The organism is Bacillus sp. JJ1562 (assembly GCF_036962705.1).
Classification (GTDB): Bacteria; Bacillota; Bacilli; order Bacillales; family Bacillaceae_L; genus Ferdinandcohnia.
This window is the reverse complement of record NZ_JBALOQ010000019.1, coordinates 58,595-78,882: the sequence shown is the minus strand read 5'-3', so window position 1 is coordinate 78,882 and position 20,288 is coordinate 58,595. Positions and strand designations below refer to the sequence as shown.

Annotated in this window: 20 protein-coding genes and 2 riboswitches; of the genes, 17 read left to right on the top strand and 3 right to left on the bottom strand. The window is 38.4% G+C overall.

Annotated features, from left to right (window positions below):
- Positions 1 to 277: 277 nt before the first annotated feature.
- The 5 genes from V7097_RS13120 to V7097_RS13100 all read left to right on the top strand — a co-directional run bounded on the left by V7097_RS13120 (position 278) and on the right by V7097_RS13100 (position 4,353).
- A complete protein-coding gene (locus V7097_RS13120; protein ID WP_335704069.1) occupies positions 278 to 1,282 on the top strand; it encodes a FecCD family ABC transporter permease in 1,005 nt (334 codons plus the stop codon).
- Positions 1,279 to 2,337 carry a FecCD family ABC transporter permease gene (locus V7097_RS13115; protein ID WP_335704068.1) on the top strand — a complete coding sequence of 353 codons (1,059 nt, stop codon included), beginning with the start codon at positions 1,279 to 1,281 and terminating at the stop codon, positions 2,335 to 2,337. The genes V7097_RS13120 and V7097_RS13115 overlap by 4 nt, the downstream gene beginning before the upstream one ends.
- Before the next feature lie 55 nt (positions 2,338 to 2,392).
- The gene (locus V7097_RS13110) at positions 2,393 to 3,202 is read left to right on the top strand and encodes an ABC transporter ATP-binding protein (protein ID WP_335704067.1); all 810 of its coding nucleotides are present in this window, start codon (positions 2,393 to 2,395) and stop codon (positions 3,200 to 3,202) included.
- 124 nt (positions 3,203 to 3,326) lie between these two features.
- A complete protein-coding gene (locus V7097_RS13105) occupies positions 3,327 to 4,103 on the top strand; it encodes an IucA/IucC family C-terminal-domain containing protein (protein ID WP_335704066.1) in 777 nt (258 codons plus the stop codon).
- Position 4,104: 1 nt separating this feature from the next.
- Entirely contained in the window at positions 4,105 to 4,353 is a 249-nt protein-coding gene (locus V7097_RS13100; protein ID WP_335704065.1) for a YusU family protein, read from the top strand.
- A 148-nt stretch (positions 4,354 to 4,501) separates the two neighbouring features.
- Here V7097_RS13100 and V7097_RS13095 read toward each other — a convergent pair whose 3' ends face one another.
- Complete coding sequence (locus V7097_RS13095) at positions 4,502 to 4,867, bottom strand: spore coat protein (protein WP_335704064.1); 366 nt, start codon at positions 4,865 to 4,867, stop codon at positions 4,502 to 4,504.
- A gap of 13 nt (positions 4,868 to 4,880) precedes the next feature.
- The gene (locus tag V7097_RS13090; protein WP_335704063.1) at positions 4,881 to 5,198 is read right to left on the bottom strand and encodes a hypothetical protein; all 318 of its coding nucleotides are present in this window, start codon (positions 5,196 to 5,198) and stop codon (positions 4,881 to 4,883) included.
- A gap of 201 nt (positions 5,199 to 5,399) precedes the next feature.
- Here V7097_RS13090 and V7097_RS13085 point away from each other — a divergent pair, with 201 nt between their 5' ends.
- On the top strand, positions 5,400 to 6,317 hold the full coding sequence (locus V7097_RS13085; RefSeq protein ID WP_335704062.1) for a proline dehydrogenase: 918 nt from the start codon (positions 5,400 to 5,402) through the stop codon (positions 6,315 to 6,317).
- A gap of 519 nt (positions 6,318 to 6,836) precedes the next feature.
- On the opposite strand, the gene V7097_RS13080 is transcribed toward V7097_RS13085, so the two are convergent.
- Positions 6,837 to 6,986, bottom strand: a complete 150-nt coding sequence (locus V7097_RS13080; protein WP_335704166.1) for a YuzL family protein — start codon at positions 6,984 to 6,986, stop codon at positions 6,837 to 6,839.
- A gap of 247 nt (positions 6,987 to 7,233) precedes the next feature.
- Between V7097_RS13080 and V7097_RS13075 the strand changes: the two genes are divergently transcribed.
- From V7097_RS13075 to V7097_RS13025, 11 genes are all read left to right on the top strand, one after another.
- Entirely contained in the window at positions 7,234 to 9,618 is a 2,385-nt protein-coding gene (locus V7097_RS13075; protein WP_335704061.1) for a 3-hydroxyacyl-CoA dehydrogenase/enoyl-CoA hydratase family protein, read from the top strand.
- Positions 9,619 to 9,685: 67 nt separating this feature from the next.
- Positions 9,686 to 10,864 (top strand): acetyl-CoA C-acetyltransferase, encoded by a 1,179-nt coding sequence (locus V7097_RS13070; RefSeq protein WP_335704060.1) that lies wholly within the window; start codon positions 9,686 to 9,688, stop codon positions 10,862 to 10,864.
- Positions 10,865 to 10,923: 59 nt separating this feature from the next.
- Positions 10,924 to 12,708: an acyl-CoA dehydrogenase family protein gene (locus V7097_RS13065; protein WP_335704059.1), complete on the top strand. Its 1,785-nt coding sequence runs from the start codon at positions 10,924 to 10,926 to the stop codon at positions 12,706 to 12,708.
- A 189-nt stretch (positions 12,709 to 12,897) separates the two neighbouring features.
- Positions 12,898 to 13,257: an arsenate reductase family protein gene (locus V7097_RS13060; protein ID WP_335704058.1), complete on the top strand. Its 360-nt coding sequence runs from the start codon at positions 12,898 to 12,900 to the stop codon at positions 13,255 to 13,257.
- Between the two features lie 110 nt (positions 13,258 to 13,367).
- Positions 13,368 to 13,751, top strand: a complete 384-nt coding sequence (gcvH, locus tag V7097_RS13055) for a glycine cleavage system protein GcvH (RefSeq protein ID WP_335704057.1) — start codon at positions 13,368 to 13,370, stop codon at positions 13,749 to 13,751.
- 386 nt (positions 13,752 to 14,137) lie between these two features.
- On the top strand, positions 14,138 to 14,488 hold the full coding sequence (locus V7097_RS13050; RefSeq protein WP_335704056.1) for a toprim domain-containing protein: 351 nt from the start codon (positions 14,138 to 14,140) through the stop codon (positions 14,486 to 14,488).
- Positions 14,489 to 14,562: 74 nt separating this feature from the next.
- A complete protein-coding gene (locus V7097_RS13045) occupies positions 14,563 to 14,868 on the top strand; it encodes a thioredoxin family protein (protein ID WP_335704055.1) in 306 nt (101 codons plus the stop codon).
- A 224-nt stretch (positions 14,869 to 15,092) separates the two neighbouring features.
- On the top strand, positions 15,093 to 16,370 hold the full coding sequence (locus V7097_RS13040; protein WP_335704054.1) for an MFS transporter: 1,278 nt from the start codon (positions 15,093 to 15,095) through the stop codon (positions 16,368 to 16,370).
- Positions 16,371 to 16,711: 341 nt separating this feature from the next.
- Positions 16,712 to 16,814, top strand: a riboswitch (SAM riboswitch).
- 79 nt (positions 16,815 to 16,893) lie between these two features.
- On the top strand, positions 16,894 to 18,216 hold the full coding sequence (locus V7097_RS13035; RefSeq protein WP_335704053.1) for an O-acetylhomoserine aminocarboxypropyltransferase/cysteine synthase family protein: 1,323 nt from the start codon (positions 16,894 to 16,896) through the stop codon (positions 18,214 to 18,216).
- A 104-nt stretch (positions 18,217 to 18,320) separates the two neighbouring features.
- Positions 18,321 to 18,427, top strand: a riboswitch (SAM riboswitch).
- Positions 18,428 to 18,559: 132 nt separating this feature from the next.
- Positions 18,560 to 19,585, top strand: coding sequence for a methionine ABC transporter ATP-binding protein (locus tag V7097_RS13030; protein ID WP_335704052.1), 1,026 nt, complete (start codon positions 18,560 to 18,562; stop codon positions 19,583 to 19,585).
- On the top strand, positions 19,578 to 20,282 hold the full coding sequence (locus V7097_RS13025) for a methionine ABC transporter permease (RefSeq protein WP_335704051.1): 705 nt from the start codon (positions 19,578 to 19,580) through the stop codon (positions 20,280 to 20,282). The genes V7097_RS13030 and V7097_RS13025 overlap by 8 nt, the downstream gene beginning before the upstream one ends.
- The last annotated feature ends 6 nt before the right edge of the window (positions 20,283 to 20,288 follow it).

The following is a 20,288-nucleotide window of genomic DNA, read 5'->3' as shown; positions in this document are numbered from 1 at the left end:
TCCTGTTAATTGATAATGATTTTCATTTACTTTAGATAATATAGTGATTTGAATCTTTAGTCAATATAAAAATGAGAATGATTTTCATCTCATTGACAATCATTCTCATTTCCAATAGACTAAAAGAGAACTAAATTACTAATTTTAGTCAACTTTCTATAAGGCAATAAGAAGATAGAGAAAATGAATAGCAAAACAAAAAACACCTAATATTAACATAAACATGTTTATCCAAAGTCATACATTTCTTTCTAATTATTGAGGGGTATTTAATCTAATGGTTTTGAAATCAAATCAAACTAAATTTGCAGGGCTTATTATCGGAATTTTAGTCTTACTTTTATCGATATGTGCAAGCATTGTTTATGGATATACTGATACATCTTGGAAAATGGCCTTCGAAACATTTACAGCTTATAATGGCTCAAACGAGCATATTATTATTGAAACCATTCGATTACCGCGCGCACTCATTGCTGCAGCCGTTGGAGCAAGTTTGGGAATAGCAGGAGCCCTTATGCAAGCTTTAACGAAGAATCCATTAGCATCACCAGGTATATTTGGTATCAATGCAGGAGCGGGATTTTTTATTGTAGCAGCAGTTTCAATTTTCTCAATTAATTCCTTACAAGCCTTTACCTGGGTTGCTTTTTTAGGAGCAGCAGTTGCAGCATTCATCGTTTATTTCATCGGATCACTTGGTCGGGAAGGTCTCACCCCAATGAAGTTAACTCTAGCTGGTGCGGCAATGGCAGCCATGTTTTCTTCCTTTACACAAGGCCTGCTCGTCATCGATGAGATGGCGCTAGACCAGGTATTATTCTGGCTTGCAGGCTCGATTCAAGGTAGGAAGCTTGAAATGCTTACGAGTGTTCTTCCATATCTGGGGGTTGCATGGGTCGCATCACTTCTATTAGCAAATAAAATTAATATCCTTACAATGGGTGAAGATGTAGCCAAAGGACTTGGGCAACGAACAGGCACAGTAAAGCTCCTTACAGCCATTACAATTATACTTTTAGCCGGGGGAGCAGTTGCGGTGGCAGGGCCAATCGGGTTTATCGGCATTGTCATTCCCCACCTTGCACGAGCTTTAGTCGGCGTTGACCATCGCTGGATACTTCCATTTAGCGGGATTCTTGGTGGTGTTTTACTTCTCTTAGCCGATATCTCAGCCCGATTTATAGTCATGCCAGAAGAAGTACCAGTAGGTGTTATGACTGCGTTAATTGGAACACCTTTCTTTATTTATGTGGCGAGAAAGGGGTTTCGTAAAGCATGAATAAATATAGAGCTTTTCGTATTGGGAAAAAAGGTGATGTCTCCTTTTTAATTGATAATAAAGCACTTGTCACATTTTTTATTTTAATAGCAGTGGCACTTGCCCTGTTTTTAATAAGTACGGGGCTTGGAGAAATGAAGATCGACCCTATTACGGTTGTAAAAACATTATTTGGATATGGTACGCGAATGGAGCAATTGGTCGTCACATCGTTTCGTTTACCACGAATAATCATTGCCTTTTTAGTAGGGATGGCGCTTGCAGCTGCAGGTAGTATTCTACAAGGTATTATTCGAAATCCACTTGCCTCACCAGATATTTTAGGGATTACAGGTGGTGCATCTGTCGCGGTTGTTGCCTTTTTAGCGTTCTTCTCAAATTCAAGTAATGCCTTAACCGTAAGTATAAAATGGATGCCAGCTGCTGCATTTATTGGTGCAACTGTTGTCGCTTTTTTAGTGTATGTATTAGCTTGGAAAAATGGAGTTTCACCTATTCGACTTGTATTAATAGGAATCGGAGTTTCTGCCCTCACACAAGCATTGACCACAACATTTATGATAATGGGACCGATTTATCAAGCAAGTCAGGCGAACATTTGGATTACAGGGACTGTAAATGGCTCAACATGGGCAAATGTACATATCCTAAGTCCTGTTGTCATTCTTTTATTGATCATATGCTTTATGCTCGCTCGAAACTTAAACATTCAGGAGCTAGGAGAAGAGCTTGCAACTGGAGTAGGAAGTTCCGTACAGAAACAAAGATTTCTATTATTACTTGCTAGTACAGCGTTAACAGGTAGTGCGGTTGCTTTTGCTGGAGGGATAGGTTTTGTTGGATTGATGGCACCACATATGGCACGGAGATTGGTTGGTTCAGCCTTTGGCGCATTGCTACCAACTGCAGCCCTTTTAGGGGGAATCCTTGTGATGCTAGCTGATTTAATTGGCAGAACCGTATTTTCTCCAACGGAAGTTCCAGCTGGTGTTTTTACCGCTGCAATAGGAGCACCTTATTTTATCTATTTGCTCTACAAGAGTAGGAATAGCTAGATATGGTCCACTTCTTCGACAACGGATTTGAAATATTTGTAAGGGGGCGTACTTGATGAATGCATTGGAAACAGAAAAATTAACTTTATCGTACGGTGACTCTATTATCATCGAAGACTTACATCTTGAAATTCCAAAAGGTGAAATTACTGTTTTTATCGGTGGTAATGGATGTGGAAAATCAACCTTGCTACGTTCTTTAGCAAGACTTCTAAAGCCAAAACAAGGAGCCATTCTCCTAGAAGGAGAGATGATCGCGAAACTTCCAACAAAAGAAGTAGCGAGAAAGCTTGCTATTCTTCCGCAAGGACCAACTGCTCCTGAAGGCTTGACTGTCCTCCAGTTAGTCAAACAAGGCCGTTACCCTTACCAAAACTGGCTCAAGCAATGGACTGAAGAAGACGAGAATATGGTGAAACATGCACTAGAGGCTACCAATATGACAGATTTTGCTGAGCGGACCGTCGATTCTCTCTCAGGCGGTCAACGCCAACGTGCTTGGATTGCGATGACACTTGCGCAGCAAACCGATATTATATTACTCGATGAACCAACCACCTATCTTGATATGACACATCAAATCGAGATTCTTGACCTTTTATTTGAATTGAATGAATCTGAAGAACGAACCATCATTATGGTTTTACATGATTTAAATTTAGCTTGTCGCTATGCCCATCATATTGTAGCGATAAAGGACAAACAAATTTACGGACAGGGGAAACCTGAATTTGTCGTTAATGGGAGCCTTGTAAAAGACGTGTTTGGGATGAATTGTGAAGTTACAGTTGATCCGTTGTTCGGAACACCTTTATGCATTCCACATGGCAAGGGAAGACGTATACTAAACTTTGTTCAGCAGTAGCTGAATAAAGTTTAAGCCTCCGGCGAATGCCACGATTTTTTAAAGGAAATTTTTCGAGACAAGCTCGAATAAAATCGGGCAGTAAATACGCTAAGGCGCATTTGATTAAGAGAGGAGTATAAAGATGTCAAACCTCCTTTTGGAAACGGAAATCGAACAATTAAAGGAATTCCGTTTTAGTGACAGGCGATTCCAATCAAGTCTATCTAGTCCGATGATAGAGCTTTTTAATGAGGAAAAAATAAAACAGTATTTAGAAAATGTCGGACAAAAGATTTCTGCACCAGATAAACGTGTAGCGGCGTCGATGTTTATGAAGCGTTATGGATTTTTCGCCGTCCTTAATTTGTATGCAATGACGGTCTTAAACAAACGATTAAATGTATCATTGTCCAACATATCATTAGAAACAAGTGAAGGAGAGAAACTTTGGTATTGGAATCCGAAGTTCTATTTTTCTGACCTTCAGACCGTGTCAGCACCTTCCGATTCTCGAGATAAATGGCGAGATGAAACCGTTCGTGCTATTTTTCATGATCATATCCATGAAGTTATGATGACTCTTACAAAACATTCAGGGTTATCGAAAAAGGTTCTTTGGGAAAATGTTGCGATTTATGTGTATTGGCTCTATGAATCTGTGTTGGCAAAACATGAGTTTGATGATAAACGAAAGATCATCCAGGAAGACTTTGAGTATCTCGTGAAGAAAGCAGAAGGAGAATTATTCGGGCCAATTGCATTCAACCCGTTATCACGTTATTTCGGTGTAAAGGTATTTCGCCCAGAATATGAACAAAACATCCGAACTAGGAAAACTTGCTGTCTCTACTATAAGTCAACAAGTACCGAAGACCGTTGTAAAACCTGTCCGCTAAATTGTAAAATAGGAGATAAATAAGATGAATCAAAAAATAGAGGAACAAGTTGATGGATTGCTAGAAAAGTACACAGAGCTTTTACTTGGTGAAAGTTCACCTGAATTAATGGAAAAGGTAAAGCTTTGGTCGCTCTATATGCATATTTCAAAATCAATGCCACCACTTGCAAAGCACTGGAACGAAACGTATCCTGATGCAAAAGAAGGTATCAAGGAAATCATTGCAGACATCAAAAAATTAAATGAAGAACATCGTTCAAGAAATAAGTAAGAGATGAGGCACCTTTTGAGGGCTTCATCTCTTTTTTTATTTCTAGTTCACGCGCAATCGGCTCTAGTCTTCGGAAGGTCAAATGCACCTTCTGTCAGCGCTTGTCTTATGCTTGTCGCAGATAGGCGGGTGCCTTGCACATATCTAATTATTGGACGGTATTGTGGTTTGGAAATTGTGTAGTTGTATAGTTATAAAACTGTTGTAGCTTTTGTTGAACCTTTTGTGTTTCTTCTTCCTCAAGCTTATACCATCCATTTTTAAACATGAGATTATAGAGTTCCCTTTGACAATCCTGTGTTTCATTAAAAATGGATCGGATATCCTCATATAATCCGTCATGACTCATCTCATGTAAAGCTGTGCTGTATGCTGATGTCATGTATTTTTCTGTTGCTAACATGTCGTTGATAAAATCGCGATCGTTCATTTGTGGCGTTTTTGGAACAGTTGTTTTTGGATTTTTCACTTGGTTTTGATTTTGATTCATTTGCTGGTTCATTTGTTGATTCATTTATGTAGCCCCCTTATTGCATTTGCTGGCTTTGGATTTGGTTTTGACTTGGTTGCTGTGGCGGTTGACCTGTATGCTTTTGCATATGATTTAAAATTTGGCGATAGTGACGCTCGTGCATTTGGCATGCTTTTTCTAGCGCTTGTGAGATTTCAGGAATCTGACATTGACCCGCAAAGAAATGTGCCTTTTTTAATGCCAATAGATTCCATGACATCATATCGGTTAAATACAACAGATCCTTTGATGTAATAACCGCTGGTGCTTCTGACATTTGTGGTCCCTTTGGAGTATACAAAGGTTGCTGCTGTTGTGATTGCTGTTGTTGCATATTGAAGCCTCCTTATCCATTTTTTCAATATTAGGTTTCCAATTAAACGTTTTTGTATGCAATGCATACAATACTTAATGAAAGCGTTTCGAAAAACTTTTTTAGGTGTATATTCAAAGCAAAATAAACGTGATAAACTATATTTGAAATTAAGAGATTAATAGAATTGCAACTAGAGTACCTTTCGAGGAGGAGCTTGGAATGGAACAAGTTTTACGAAATTTCTTTTTATTTTTATCTAAGAATAAAGCGTTTACAAAAATTGCGAGAAAATATGGCTTACGCTTTGGTGCAGCAAGATTTGTCGCTGGGGAAACAATCGATTTAGCCGTAAAAAAAATTCAAGAGCTTAATGCGAAAGGTCTTGCGGTCACCATTGATTATCTTGGTGAATTTGTCGACAGTGTAGAAGAAGCAAATCTGATGGCTGATGGCTCAATCGATGCAATAAAAGCAATTGGTCGAGAGGAATTAAATGCACAGCTTTCTTTGAAAATGACCTCAATGGGTTTGGACATTTCAGATGAAGTTGTGATGAATAATATGCGCAGAATTCTTGATGCTGCAAAAGAAAACGATGTCTTCGTTACCATCGACATGGAGGATTACACAAGATGTAAGAAGACAATTGAGATCTTTAAAGAGCTTCGAAAAGACTATGACAATGTGGGAACAGTTATTCAAGCATATTTGTATCGTACTGTAAAAGATATTGAGGAATTAAATGAGTATAATCCAAATCTTCGCCTAGTTAAGGGTGCCTATAAGGAATCTCCTGAAGTAGCATTCCCAGAGAAGAAGGATGTCGATGAGAACTTTAAGAAAATCATAAAAATGCATCTGTTAAATGGAAACTATACAGCAGTTGCTTCACATGATGAGGCGATGATTCAATATACGAAGGAATTAGTGAAGGAGCACAATATCAGCCATGACGAATTTGAGTTCCAAATGCTTTATGGGATTCGGACAGAACGACATGAGGAACTCGTAAAAGAAGGCTATACCATGCGCGTGTATGTACCGTATGGAACCGACTGGTATGGTTATTTCATGAGACGTCTTGCAGAACGTCCAGCAAACGTAGCTTTCGTTTTGAAAGGTGTGTTTGGGAAGTAGGTTGTTTGAAAAATGGAAGCAGTGCGAGGGAAACAAAATGTTTTTCTCGCGCTGTTTTTTGTTTTGGCTTGCAAGTAAACTTATTTTATGTTTGAAGGGTATTCTGCATTAGTTTTGTATAGAAAATCCTCTTCATCGTGTTTATGAAGGGAATCGGGTCTGAGATCTTACACCGAAATCCTCTTTATCAAGGTTATGAAGAGGATTTGATCTGGGATATTCCCCCTGAATCCTCTTCATCCGGTATATGAAGGGGAATTGGCCATGGATATCAGCAGCATAACCCTCTTCATCCGGTATATGAAGGGGAATTGGCCATGGATATCACAGCATACCCCTCTTCATCGAGGTTATGAAGAGGAATTGGCCCGGGATACCCCAGCATAATCCTTTTCATCGAGGTAATGAAGGGGAGTTGGCCTGGGATACCCCAGCATAATCCTCTTCATCAAGGTTATGAAGGGGAATTGATTCGGGATTTCCCACTGCAATCCCCTTCATCGAGATCTACAATTCTAATTATTCTTCTCCACCCGTATTATGCGCACCGTATTGTTGGTTTGTGGATTGGGTTTTCCCAAATTTTTCTCTGGAATCAGGCCCAGCATTTCCTTTTACACTAGCTGCACTAACGGCGCGTTTAGATGGGTTTTTATCAACTTTAGCCATTTGGATTGTCACCTCCATTTCATAGAATCACCTGATTCCGCTTTTTAAATGCGAATAAAAAAGAAAAAGAAAAATTGTTTCTTGAATATATTGCGAAAATTTAAATATTGTTTTATATTTAGATATAAAGGAACTCATTCTTTAGGAAGTTCAAAATTCCATGGGGTGAAATAGAATAAGGGATATTTTTTTTGGAGAAAAAATGAATGAGTGTTCATTCAAAATGAATTAAAGGGGGAAACTGTGAATGATCCAAAGCATTAAAAGAGCTGCAGTTCTTGGTTCGGGGGTTATGGGCTCAGGTATTGCTGCACATTTAGCAAACATCGGAATACCTACCTTACTATTAGATATTGTTCCTCGTGAACTTTTAGAAGTAGAAAAAAAGAAAGGGCTTACACTTGAGGATAAAGAAGTCCGAAATCGTTTAAGTAATACAGCTGTCCAAAAGTTGTTAAAACAAAAGCCTGCACCATTAACTTCTAAAGAAAACATTGCTCTCATCACAACTGGAAACTTTGAAGATGATTTAGCAAAGCTTGCAGAAGTGGATTGGATTATTGAAGTGGTTGTTGAAAACCTTGACGTAAAGAAAAAGGTTTTTAGCCAAATCGACAAAGTAAGAAAGCCAGGTAGCATCGTAAGCTCTAATACATCTGGTATTTCGGTTGAAGCAATGGCTGAAGGACGTTCAGAGGATTTTCAAAAGCACTTTTTAGGAACCCACTTCTTCAACCCACCACGTTATTTGAAGTTACTTGAAGTGATTCCAACAAAACACACAAGTCCAGAAGTACTTTCTTATTTGAAAATTTTTGGTGAGGACGTACTCGGTAAAGGTGTCGTTGAAGCGAAGGATACACCTAATTTCATCGCAAATCGAATTGGCACATATGGATTGCTTGTAACCGTTCGTGAAATGCTGAAAGGTGGGTATAGCATCGGTGAAGTAGACTCAGTTACAGGTCCAATGATTGGTCGACCGAAGAGTGCAACCTTCCGTACCCTTGATGTTGTTGGACTAGATACATTTATTCACGTTGCAAACAATGTTTATGAGCAAGTTGAAGGGGAAGAAAAAGAAGTTTTTGATGTTCCTGATTTCATGAAGAAAATGCAGGAAAAAGGATGGCTAGGTAGTAAAACAGGCCAAGGCTTCTTCTGGAAAAAAGGTAAGGAAATTCTTGAATTAAACCCTGAAACACTTGAATACGAAGAGCGCAAGAAGCTTCAAACTCCAGTAACGGCATCTATTAAACAAGTAAAAGGCACAGCAAATAAGCTCAAAACTCTTTTATATGCAGAGGATCGTGCTGGAAAGCTTTTATGGAATATTACAAGTCCAGCACTCATCTATTCAGCTAATCTTCTAGGAGAAATTGCGGACGATATTGTCGCAATTGATGAAGCAATGAAGTGGGGCTTTGGCTGGCAATTAGGTCCATTTGAAATGTGGGATGCAATCGGTCTTGAAAAATCTGTAAAGAAGATGGAAGCAGAAGGCTCTGTAGTACCAGGATGGATAAAAGAAATGCTAGCAAACGGGAATACTTCCTTTTATAAAAATGAAAATGGCTTCGTTTCTTATTATCAAAATGGGGATTATAAAGCTAGTAAAGTTAATCCGAAGAACATTCATATTAAAACATTAAAAGAAACAAATGGTGTCATCAAAAAAAATAGTGGTGCTAGTTTAATAGATATAGGCAACGATGTTGCATTGTTAGAATTCACATCACCGAATAATGCAATCGGTTTCGATATCATTCAAATGATCAACTACGCCCTTGAAGAAGTGGCTAAAAACTACAAAGGCCTAGTCATTGGAAACCAAGCAAAGAACTTCTGTGTCGGTGCAAACCTTGCAATGATTTTAATGGAAGCACAGGATGACAATTTCTATGACATCGACCTAGTTGTACGCAATTTCCAACAAGCGATGATGAATATCAAATACAGTGAAAAACCGGTGGTGGTAGCACCATTTGGAATGACTCTTGGTGGAGGAGCAGAAATCTGTTTACCTGCATCGAAAGTTCAAGCTTCAAGCGAAACGTACATGGGGTTAGTTGAAGTAGGTGTTGGAGTTATCCCTGGTGGAGGTGGTAATAAAGAGCTTTATATTAACCATCTCGGTGGAATGCCGACAGGAGTAGAAGTTAATCTCCAAAATGTTGCAAATAAAGTATTCGAAACAATCGCAATGGCGAAAGTATCAACATCAGCTGATGAAGCACGTATAAATAATTTCTTAACGAAAGAAGACGGAATAAGTTTTAATGGTGATCACCTTATCCATGACGCTAAACAATCAGTATTAGCATTATCGGCTCAAGGCTATAAAGCTCCAGTACGTAAGAAGGTACCAGTGGTTGGTGAAACAGGTTATGCCACCTTGCTTTTAGGTGCACAAGCCATGAAATATTCCGGCTATATTTCAGACCATGATCTTAAGATCGCGAAGAAGCTTGCATGGGTTATAGCAGGTGGTAATGTTCCATACGGTACTGAGGTAGATGAGCAATATTTACTAGACATAGAGCGTGAAGCATTCCTAAGCCTTGTGGGTGAATCAAAGACACAGCAAAGAATGCAGCACATGCTTGTCAAAGGAAAACCATTACGTAACTAAACATACATGCTTTAAGGAGATTGAAATCTTCAATCTCCTGTCTGTTAATAAGTTAGGAGGGAATATGTTGAGAGAAGCAGTCATCGTTGCCGGCGCGAGAACCCCGGTTGGAAAAGCGAAAAAAGGCACTCTTGCAAATGTAAGACCAGATGATTTAGGAGCATTAGTTGTTAAAGAAACATTAAAGCGTGCAGGAAATTATGATGGGAATATCGATGATTTAATCATTGGATGTGCCATGCCTGAGGCTGAGCAAGGTTTAAACATGGCACGAAACATTGGAGCATTAGCAGGTCTATCACATACAGTTCCAGCTATTACCGTGAATCGTTATTGTTCTTCTGGACTTCAATCAATTGCCTATGCAGCAGAAAAAATTATGCTCGGGTCTATTGATACTGCCATTGCGGGTGGAGCAGAATCTATGAGTCTAGTACCAATGATGGGTCATGTGGTTCGACCTAATGCAAAGCTTGCGGAAACAGCACCTGAATATTATATGGGAATGGGCCATACTGCTGAGCAGGTAGCGGTAAAATACGGTGTTAGCCGTGAAGACCAAGATGCTTTTGCGGTAAGAAGTCATCAAAAAGCTGCAGCTGCAATTAAAGCAGGTAAGTTTTTAGATGAGATTGTACCTGTCGACGTTACTCTTCGTAATGTCGATGCTAACAATAAATTAGTTGAAAAGCATGTCCAGTTTTCACAAGATGAAGGTGTGCGTGAAGATACAAATCTTGAAGTATTAGCAAAATTAAGACCTGCATTCTCAGTGACTGGTTCAGTTACTGCAGGAAATGCCTCTCAAACGAGTGATGGTGCTGCAGCAGTAATGGTGATGGACCGTGAAAAAGCGACTAGCTTAGGCTTAACTCCATTCGTGAAATTTAGATCGTTTGCTGTAGCAGGGGTACCACCTGAAGTAATGGGAATAGGTCCAGTAGCAGCCATTCCAAAAGCACTTAAAATGGCAGGTCTAGAGCTTTCTGATATTGGATTATTTGAATTAAACGAGGCCTTTGCATCCCAATCACTTCAAGTTATTCGTGAACTTGGTCTTAATGAAGATAAAGTAAACGTAAATGGTGGTGCGATTGCACTTGGGCATCCACTTGGATGTACAGGAGCAAAATTAACACTTACATTAATGCATGAAATGAAGCGTCGCAACGTACAATTCGGTGTTGTAACAATGTGTATCGGTGGCGGAATGGGAGCAGCCGGAGTATTTGAATTATTAGCTTAAATGATATTGGCTAACCATCAAGGTTAGCCTCTAACGAATACTTTTTAGGGGGAAATAATATGTCAAATGCAACTGATAAAGTCGTTTTAGGTGGAGGCTTTTTAATCGAAGATCTTGAAGCAGACCGTGTTTTTACACCGGAAGATTATTCTGATGAACATAAAATGATTGCAAAAACTACTGAGGACTATGTAGTAAACGAGGTTCTTCCTCAGGTTGAACATCTTGAAAACCATGAGTTTGACGTTTCCGTAAAATTATTGAAAAGTGCGGGAGAACTCGGACTTTTAGGAGTAGACGTACCAGAAGAGTATGGAGGTCTAGGACTAGACAAAGTAAGCTCTGCATTAATTGCTGAAAAAATGGCAAGAGCAGGTGGGTTCTCCATTTCTCATGGAGCACATGTCGGAATTGGATCTCTTCCAATTGTCCTTTTTGGTAACGAAGAGCAAAAACAAAAATACCTTCCTAAATTAGCAACAGGTGAGCTACTTGCAGCTTATGCGTTAACAGAGCCAGGTTCAGGTTCTGATGCATTAGGTGCAAAAACAACCGCAAAATTAAATGCAGAAGGTACTCATTATGTTTTAAACGGTGAGAAACAATGGATTACAAACGCAGGCTTTGCTGATGTGTTTATCGTATATGCAAAAATTGATGGCGACAAATTCTCTGCATTTATTGTTGAACGCGAGTTTCCTGGAGTATCAACTGGGGCAGAAGAAAAGAAAATGGGAATTAAGAGTTCATCTACTCGAACATTAATTCTTGAAGATGCACAAGTACCAGTCGAAAATCTTTTAGGTGAAGTTGGTAGAGGTCACGTTATCGCATTTAACATTTTAAACATTGGCCGTTATAAGCTAGGTGTTGGTGCGGTTGGTGGTGCTAAGAGCGCATTCGAACTTGCGGTTAAATATGCAAATCAACGTCAGCAATTCAAAACACCAATTTCAAAGTTTGGTTTAATACAGGAAAAATTAGCGAACATGGCAGCAAAAATTTACGCTGCTGAATCAAGTGTATACCGTACAGTTGGATATTTCGAGGACCGTATGGGTCAATTATCAGAAGAAGAAGTGAAGAATGGTAAGGAAGTAGCAAAATCAATCGCTGAATATGCAATTGAATGCTCCATCAATAAATTTTTCAATACTGAAGTATTAGACTATGTTGTGGATGAAGGGGTTCAAATCCATGGTGGATATGGATTTATGCAGGAGTACGAAATTGAAAGAGCATACCGTGATTCACGCATTAACCGAATTTTCGAGGGAACAAATGAAATCAACCGGTTATTAGTTCCTGGAACATTCCTTCGTAAGGCATTAAAGGGAGAATTACCTTTACTTGAAAAAGCAACACAACTTCAAGAAGAGCTTATGATGTTAATGCCTGAAGAAGTAGGTGAAGGTGTTCTTGAACAAGAGAAATACCTGGTTCGTAATGCGAAGAAGATAGCATTAATGATTGCAGGACTTGCTGCACAAAAATTCGGTCCAAAGCTTGAAAAAGAACAAGAGATCCTAGCAAATATTGCAGATATCGCGGCTAATATATATGCAATGGAATCAGTCGTTCTTCGTACAGAAAAAGCAATCAATAAATTAGGTGAAGATAAGAATAAGCAAAAGCTTCTATATACACAAGTATTTGTACAGGAAGCATTCAATGAAATTGAGGCACATGCTAAAGAAACACTTGTTGCAACAGAAGAAGGCGATGTACTACGCATGATGACATCTGCTTTGCGTAAATTAACTCGCTTTACCCCTGTAAATGTAATTGCGAAGAAACGTGAAATTGCAGCAACTCTTATCGAAGCCGAAAAATACACTGTGTAATAACCTTTATTTGATGAAGCTCCTATTTATTAGGGGCTTTTTGATTTGAAAAATGAATGGTTTTTCATTTTCCTTGAAGGATAAACTGCAAATAAGTCGAATTTATTCTTAGGGATCTTACGAATCATTTTAATTTAAAATTTGTATATGTTAAAATATTCTTGGTATCAGATTTAAGGCGGTGAGAATATGGCATTAACATTTTATTGGTATCCGAAATGTGGAACCTGTCGAAAAGCGAAAAAATTGCTAGAGGAACATCAGGTTGCTTTTGAGGAAGTACATATTGTAGAGAATCCTCCTTCAAAAGAACAATTAAAAGAAATGTACCAAAATAGTGGATTGGAATTAAAAAAATTCTTCAATACAAGCGGTCAAAAATACCGCGAACTTGGATTGAAGGATAAGGTGAGTACTGCGTCTGAGGATGAATTGCTAGAACTACTTGCATCTGATGGAATGCTAATTAAGCGCCCACTCACTACGGATGGCGCCAAGGTAACTGTTGGATTTAATGAGGCGAAGTTTGAAGAGGCTTGGGCAAAATAACAATGGGATGGAAGACCTTTTTAAGGACTTTTACATATAGCACTTTGTTGAGTTCACACATCAAAGTGGCCACAAAAAATTCATAAAATCGAATTAATGGAGGTTACAAAATGAGCATACCTAAAGAATTACGTTATTCTGAAGAACATGAATGGGTGAAAGTAGAAGGAGATAAAGTACGTATCGGAATTTCAGATTTCGCACAATCTGAATTAGGTGATATCGTATTCGTTGAACTTCCTGAGGTTGGCGACGAAATCCAGGCAGACGAGCCATTCGGAAGTGTTGAGTCTGTTAAAACTGTATCTGAGCTTTATGCTCCAATTAGTGGTAAAGTTGTTGAGATTAACGAAGACCTTGATGACAGCCCAGAATTCGTAAACGAATCTCCATATGAAAAAGCGTGGATGATTGTTGTTGAGCCTACAAATGCTGGAGATGTAGAGAATCTAATGACAGCCGAGCAATACGAAGAAATGATTAAAGAAGACTAACTATATTTAGTTGGAATAAAACCCAACTGAATATAGTTTGAGCCTCCGGCGTAGACATGCATTTTTCAAAGGTAATTTTTCGAGGCAGCTCGAAAAAAATCGGGCGCAAATACGCCAAGGCGTATTTGATTTACTGATGAACCATGGTAGGGCAACCGCCTATTAATGGTTCTTTTTTTGTTTAGATTTGTGTGTTTAGGACACCATAAAATATAGGATAAATGGCGTGGCAGTGGTGATTTTTTTCCACTGCCTTTTTTTGACCCAGCTGCGTAAATTATTCACCAAACCACAATCTTCTTTATAAAATGAAGGAAAAGCAGTTGTACACATCGAATAGAATGATATAGCAGAAAAATGTACACTTGAAGTAAGGTGATGAAATGGTGGCTTTTGACGATATAGAAAAAGTAATCATTGTTGAGGGGAGAACGGACAAAAAGAAGGTAGAAACGGTTGTGAATGAACCTGTTGAAATCATATGTACAAATGGAACGATTAGTATTTCGAAGCTAGATGAATTAATTGACCATTTATTTAATAAAGATGTTTATATTTTAGTGGATGCTGACAGAGCAGGTGATAAGCTAAGAAAACAGTTTAAACGCGAATTTCCTGAAGCACGGCATTTGTTTATCGATAAAACATATCGCGAGGTTGCAACAGCCCCTGAGCAGCATATTGCAACAGTACTTCTTTCAGCAAATATTGATGTTCATGCGGAATTTTTATTGTAAAACGTTAAACATATGTTTTTTCTATAATCATGATACAATAAGAAACAATTAAGAAAACAAAGGTTGTAGTGGACATGAAGGAATGGAAAGAACTCGAAATTGACACCCAGCTCGCTAATTCGGATGAGTTTTGGCTTTATTTATATACACCGATGTGTGGAACCTGCCAAGTGGCATCAAAAATGATCACGGTGGTAGATGAGTTACTTCCAAACGTAACGATTGGGAAAAGTGATCTCAATTATTTAACTCAAAAAGCAATGGAATGGCAAATTGAGAGTGTCCCTTGCTTAATGCATTTGAAAGACGGGGAAGTGACAAAAAAATACTATGCTTTCCACTCGGTGCCCTATTTGCTTGAAATAATCTCAAAAGACTAAACAACGCGTACTCAGCGTTGTTTTTTAATTTCAGAAGGACTTCCTCCTTCTAAAATTAAAAAGCCTCCGGCGGGTGCCACAGATTCTCAAAGGTATCTTTTCGAGGCGAGCTCGAAAAAAATCTGGGCACAAATACGCTATAGCGCATTTGATTATATTGCAATTTTTGTGAAAAGTTGTATTATATTTAGGGAGTCGAAGTATTCAGAACATAGGGGTAACATATGAGCAGCATAGTGACTGGATGGAAAACACAATACAAATCATACAATCAAAATATTAAACTATTTATCTTAACGACTATTTTTACACAGTTAGGCATGGGTATGTTCACCATCATGTATAACTTTTATGTACGTGAATTGGGATACTCTGAGCAAACAAATGGAACAATCATTGCCATGACTGCTTTGGCATCGGCGATTATTCTTGTACCCGCTGGTCTTATGAGTGATAAATTTGGTAGAAAAAAAGTGATGTTGCTGGGTATGGCTGTTTCAACAATCGCATTCTTTGCAAGAAGTATCCTAGATGTTGAACAGCTACTCGTAGCGACAGCATTTTTAACTGGTTTGTCAACGGCCTTTATTCAGGTTTCTGGTATCCCATGGCTAGCGGAAAATTCAACCGCTAAGCAAAGAGTTCATCTCTTTAGCTTTCATTCAGCAATCATGATGTTTGCGCAGGTCGTTGGAAACATTGCAGGTGGGGCATTATCTGACTCATTCCAATTTATATTTCATATGAGTGGACTATGGAGTGTAAGAATCACTCTTTTAATTGCAACGATCATCTATATTGCAGGAATTCTACCAATCATTAAGATGAATGAACAACGTAGACAACAACCGCAAATTGAAAAAGTAGAATCTTTTGGTCAAAAATTAAAGGTAAATAAATCGCAAATTAAACTAATTGCTATGTTTGCCATTGCACAGATGATCATTGGATTCGGTTCAGGATTAGTCATTCCATATTTGAATTTGTATTTTGCAGATCGCTTTCTAGCTAGTAATACAATTATCGGTTTAATTCTATCATTGGGTCAAGCAGCAACAGCAATTGCAATGATTATAGGTCCCTTCATTGTTAGTAAGGTGGGAGAGGTTCGCGCAGTGGTTTATTTGCAATTATCATCGCTTCCATTCCTTTTACTCACAGGGTATACTGAAAATCTTTACATAGCGGCTATCGCATTTTTATTTAGACAAGCATTAATGAATGCGGGTAATCCGATCCAAGCATCTCTTATTATGGGACGCGTGAACGATTCGATGAAGGGGCTTGCCAATTCAGTCAATCAGATGGTGTTTTCATTAGGATGGGCATTAATGGGACCCGTATCGACCTCAATTGTGATGTTGCATGGGGCTTATTGGGGTTATGCATATGTGTTTACAATTACGGCTGTCTTGTATTTAATTGGATCACTTTATTTCCTACTTGTTTTTAGTAGAAATTCCTTTAAAAATGAGGGAAAACCACTAGCGAAAATATCATAAAGTGAAACTTCAATCAGTAGGGGTTTTCATCATCCCCTACTGATTGTTAGTTGAACCAATCGGGCTTTATGGCAGTTATCCTCCGCCTAAATTTCTTCGTTTTCACTAAAGTTTGAGGTGGGGGTTTTACTGCCCGTTAATGCGGGGGAAAATATCGTATTTCCTGAAAAAAAGGAGCAAATTAACAATATTTGTAGAACGTGTTCCATACTGGCTTAGAAATATTAAATAAACGCGGAATTTTAAATTGCTCATTTTTTCTAAAAATTCATATTGACTTATAATAAAAAAAGAGTTAGCATAATATTAACCTTTTAAAGTATTAAAATTTCATATCGATAATCTTATCAAGAGTGGCGGAGGGAATGGCCCTATGAAGCCCGGCAACCGGTTAATTTACACGGTGCTAAATCCATCAGACTTAGTTTGTCTGAAAGATAAGAAGAGAAACCGTACATACACCTCTTCTTATCGAAGAGGTTTTTATATTTTTATAAACATAAAAACAGAGGGAGAGATTCAAATGAGTGAAAAACAAAAAAATTATAGACCCGAAACAATCGCGATACATGGGGGTCTTGAAGCTGATCCAGTAACTGGAGCAAGAGCAGTTCCAATCTATCAATCAAATGCATATAAATTTAATTCAACCGAACATGCAGCAAATCTATTTGGTCTAAAGGAAAATGGTTATATTTATACTCGTATCCACAACCCAACAACAACTGTTTTTGAAGAAAGAGTTGCACAATTAGAGGGTGGAGTTGGTGCATTAGCAGTCTCAAGTGGAATGGCTGCAATTACAACAGCGATTCTGAATATTGCTGGTGCAGGAGATGAGATTGTATCTGCTTCTACCCTGTATGGTGGAACTTATAACTTATTCGCTAACACGCTTCCTAAATATGGAATTAAGACACATTTAGTAGAACCAACAAATCCTGAAAACTTCCGACAAGCCATTACGCCAAATACAAAGGCGATCTTTGCTGAAACGATCGGAAACCCAAGCTTAGATATCCTTGATATTGAAGCTGTTGCAAACATTGCCCATGAAGCAGGAATTCCGCTAATTATTGACAATACATTTGCAACACCATACTTGTGTAGACCAATTGAACATGGGGCAGATATTGTTGTTCATTCTGCTACAAAATGGTTACTAGGTAATGGAACAACAATGGGTGGAATTATCGTCGATGGTGGTAAATTTGATTGGAATTCACCAAAATTTCCTGGATTTACAACACCAGATCCAAGCTACCATGATTTGGTCTTTGCTGAAGCGTTAGGGCCAGTTGCATATATTATCAAAGCAAGAGTTCAACTTCTTCGTGATTTAGGTCCAGCTCTAAGTCCTTATAATTCATTCCAATTTAACCTAGGTCTTGAAACATTACACGTTCGAATGAAGGAGCATATTGCAAATACGAAAAAAGTGGTTTCTTATCTTAAAAACCATCCTGGGGTTGACTGGGTATTGTATCCTGGTGAAGACGATCACCCTAACAAGCAATTAGCTGATAAATACCTACCAAAAGGTGCAGGCTCAGTTATTATTTTCGGTATAAAAGGCGGAAGAGAAGCTGGTGAGAAGCTAATCAATAATGTTGAGCTTTGGTCACATGTTGCAAACGTTGGTGACGCAAAGAGTTTAATCATTCACCCAGCAAGCACAACACATCAGCAATTAAGTCCGGAAGATCTAAAGTTGTCTGGTGTTTCTGAAGACTTAGTTCGCTTATCTGTTGGAATTGAAAATATTGAAGATATTTTAGAGGATCTAGAGCAAGCCATTAAAACAGCAAATGGAACAAGTTCAGTTTTACCTTTGCCAACAGTTTAACTTTGGTACATTAGTCACATATTTTCATTGACACTTATGCCTTAGAGGTGATAAGATAACTTTCAAGTTGTTTAGTACGATAAAAAAGTAAATAAAGTTGATTACTCTTATTTAGAGTGGTGGAGGGATGTGCCCGATGAAACCCAGCAACCGTCAACATCAGTTGAAAAGGTGCCAATTCACACAAAGCAAAGGCTTTGGAAGATGAGAGAAAGGACCCGCTAGATTATGCCTTTCTGCTCTTTTATTGCAGAAAGGCTTTTTCAATTAGTAATTACTTTTTTCATCGCATAAACTAAACATAGTTATCTTTTGGATTTCTTTGGATAGAAGGTGAAACTACGTGATAACACTAAAAAATGTTAAGAAGATATATAAAACCAAAACAAATTCTGTGACAGCCGTTGATGATATTGACTTGGAGATTAATGAAGGTGAAATCTTTGGGATCATCGGGTACAGTGGCGCTGGTAAAAGCTCACTCATTCGTTTGTTGAATGGACTTGAAGCACCGACTGAAGGAACAGTTTCAGTTGCCGGTCATGATATCACTTCCATTAAAGGAAAAGCATTACGTGAGGCACGTAAAGAAATAAGCATGATCTTTCAGCACTTTAACCTTTTATGGTCGCGAACAGTGAGAGAGAATATTTCATTTCCACTAGAAATCGCAAAAGTCCCAAAAGCCAAACGGGAAGAACGAGTTACAGAGCTTATTAAGCTAGTTGGTTTAGAAGGAAGAGAAGATGCATATCCCTCACAGCTTAGTGGTGGTCAAAAGCAAAGGGTAGGAATAGCACGAGCACTTGCGAACAACCCGAAAGTTTTGCTCTGTGATGAAGCAACATCTGCGCTAGATCCACAAACTACTGACTCGATTTTAGACTTACTTGTCGATATTAATGAACGTTTAGGATTAACAATTGTGTTAATCACCCATGAAATGCATGTTATACGCAAAATCTGTCACCGTGTTGCCGTGATGGAAAATGGAGTGATTGTCGAGCAAGGGCGAGTTCTAGATGTATTTAAAAAGCCTCAAGCTCAAATAACAAAACGTTTCGTGCAGCAAGTGACAGAGCCTGAGGAAACAAAAGAAATGATTGAACATTTGCTTGAACGTTATCCAAATGGAAGAGTGGTTCAGCTCACTTTTGTTGGGGAAGATGCAGAAAAACCATTAATCACTTCTTTAATCCGAGACTATAAGGTTGAAGTAAATATTTTACAAGGAAAGATTTCACAAACCCAAAATGGATCTTATGGAACATTATTTATTCATCTTGCTGGTGATTTGAATGAGGTCACTTCAGCCATTGAATTTATTCGGGAACAACGAGTAGAAGCTGAGGTGATTGAAAATGCTTGAACAATTCCAGGAACTTCTTAAATGGGAAAAACTGGTTAATGATTATCAAGCATTGAATTGGGGAAATCTCTGGGAAGCAACCCAAGAGACCTTATATATGACTGGGATTTCGGTGCTCGCAACCTTTATAATAGGTCTATTTTTAGGATTGGTTCTCTTTTTAACGGATAAAGGGAATGCGTGGGAAAACTCTGTAGTAAATCGAATTGTATCTGCACTTGTTAATATTTTTCGATCCATACCATTTATTATCCTTATTGTATTATTAATACCTTTCACGAAAATTGTAGTGGGTTCAATGCTAGGACCAAATGCCGCATTACCATCTTTAATTATAGGGTCGGCACCGTTTTACGCAAGAATGGTTGAGATTGCGTTACGTGAGATAGATAAAGGGGTAATTGAGGCTTCTCATTCTATGGGAGCAACTAACTCGACCATCATTTTTAAAGTCTTAATTCCAGAATCCCTACCAGCCTTAATATCAGGGATTACAGTAACTGCGATTTCATTAGTAGGCTTCACTGCTATGGCCGGTGTAATCGGTGCAGGTGGATTAGGGCATTTTGCGTACCTATATGGATTCCAAGGCGGCAAACCAGTCATTACATTTATTGCAACTGTCGCAATACTAATTTTGGTATTCATTATTCAATTTGTGGGTGATTACTTTACAAAACGTACAGATAAAAGATAACAGGAG

Coding starts and splice junctions, on each gene's coding strand:
- V7097_RS13090 (WP_335704063.1), bottom strand. CDS start 5,198: ATGCAACAACAGCAATCACAACAGCAGCAACCTTTGTATACTCCAAAG.
- V7097_RS13115 (WP_335704068.1), top strand. CDS start 1,279: ATGAATAAATATAGAGCTTTTCGTATTGGGAAAAAAGGTGATGTCTCC.
- gcvH (WP_335704057.1), top strand. CDS start 13,368: ATGAGCATACCTAAAGAATTACGTTATTCTGAAGAACATGAATGGGTG.
- V7097_RS13120 (WP_335704069.1), top strand. CDS start 278: ATGGTTTTGAAATCAAATCAAACTAAATTTGCAGGGCTTATTATCGGA.
- V7097_RS13040 (WP_335704054.1), top strand. CDS start 15,093: ATGAGCAGCATAGTGACTGGATGGAAAACACAATACAAATCATACAAT.
- V7097_RS13045 (WP_335704055.1), top strand. CDS start 14,563: ATGAAGGAATGGAAAGAACTCGAAATTGACACCCAGCTCGCTAATTCG.
- V7097_RS13025 (WP_335704051.1), top strand. CDS start 19,578: ATGCTTGAACAATTCCAGGAACTTCTTAAATGGGAAAAACTGGTTAAT.
- V7097_RS13095 (WP_335704064.1), bottom strand. CDS start 4,867: ATGAATCAACAAATGAACCAGCAAATGAATCAAAATCAAAACCAAGTG.
- V7097_RS13035 (WP_335704053.1), top strand. CDS start 16,894: ATGAGTGAAAAACAAAAAAATTATAGACCCGAAACAATCGCGATACAT.
- V7097_RS13085 (WP_335704062.1), top strand. CDS start 5,400: ATGGAACAAGTTTTACGAAATTTCTTTTTATTTTTATCTAAGAATAAA.
- V7097_RS13105 (WP_335704066.1), top strand. CDS start 3,327: ATGTCAAACCTCCTTTTGGAAACGGAAATCGAACAATTAAAGGAATTC.
- V7097_RS13110 (WP_335704067.1), top strand. CDS start 2,393: ATGAATGCATTGGAAACAGAAAAATTAACTTTATCGTACGGTGACTCT.
- V7097_RS13075 (WP_335704061.1), top strand. CDS start 7,234: ATGATCCAAAGCATTAAAAGAGCTGCAGTTCTTGGTTCGGGGGTTATG.
- V7097_RS13100 (WP_335704065.1), top strand. CDS start 4,105: ATGAATCAAAAAATAGAGGAACAAGTTGATGGATTGCTAGAAAAGTAC.
- V7097_RS13060 (WP_335704058.1), top strand. CDS start 12,898: ATGGCATTAACATTTTATTGGTATCCGAAATGTGGAACCTGTCGAAAA.
- V7097_RS13065 (WP_335704059.1), top strand. CDS start 10,924: ATGTCAAATGCAACTGATAAAGTCGTTTTAGGTGGAGGCTTTTTAATC.
- V7097_RS13080 (WP_335704166.1), bottom strand. CDS start 6,986: ATGGCTAAAGTTGATAAAAACCCATCTAAACGCGCCGTTAGTGCAGCT.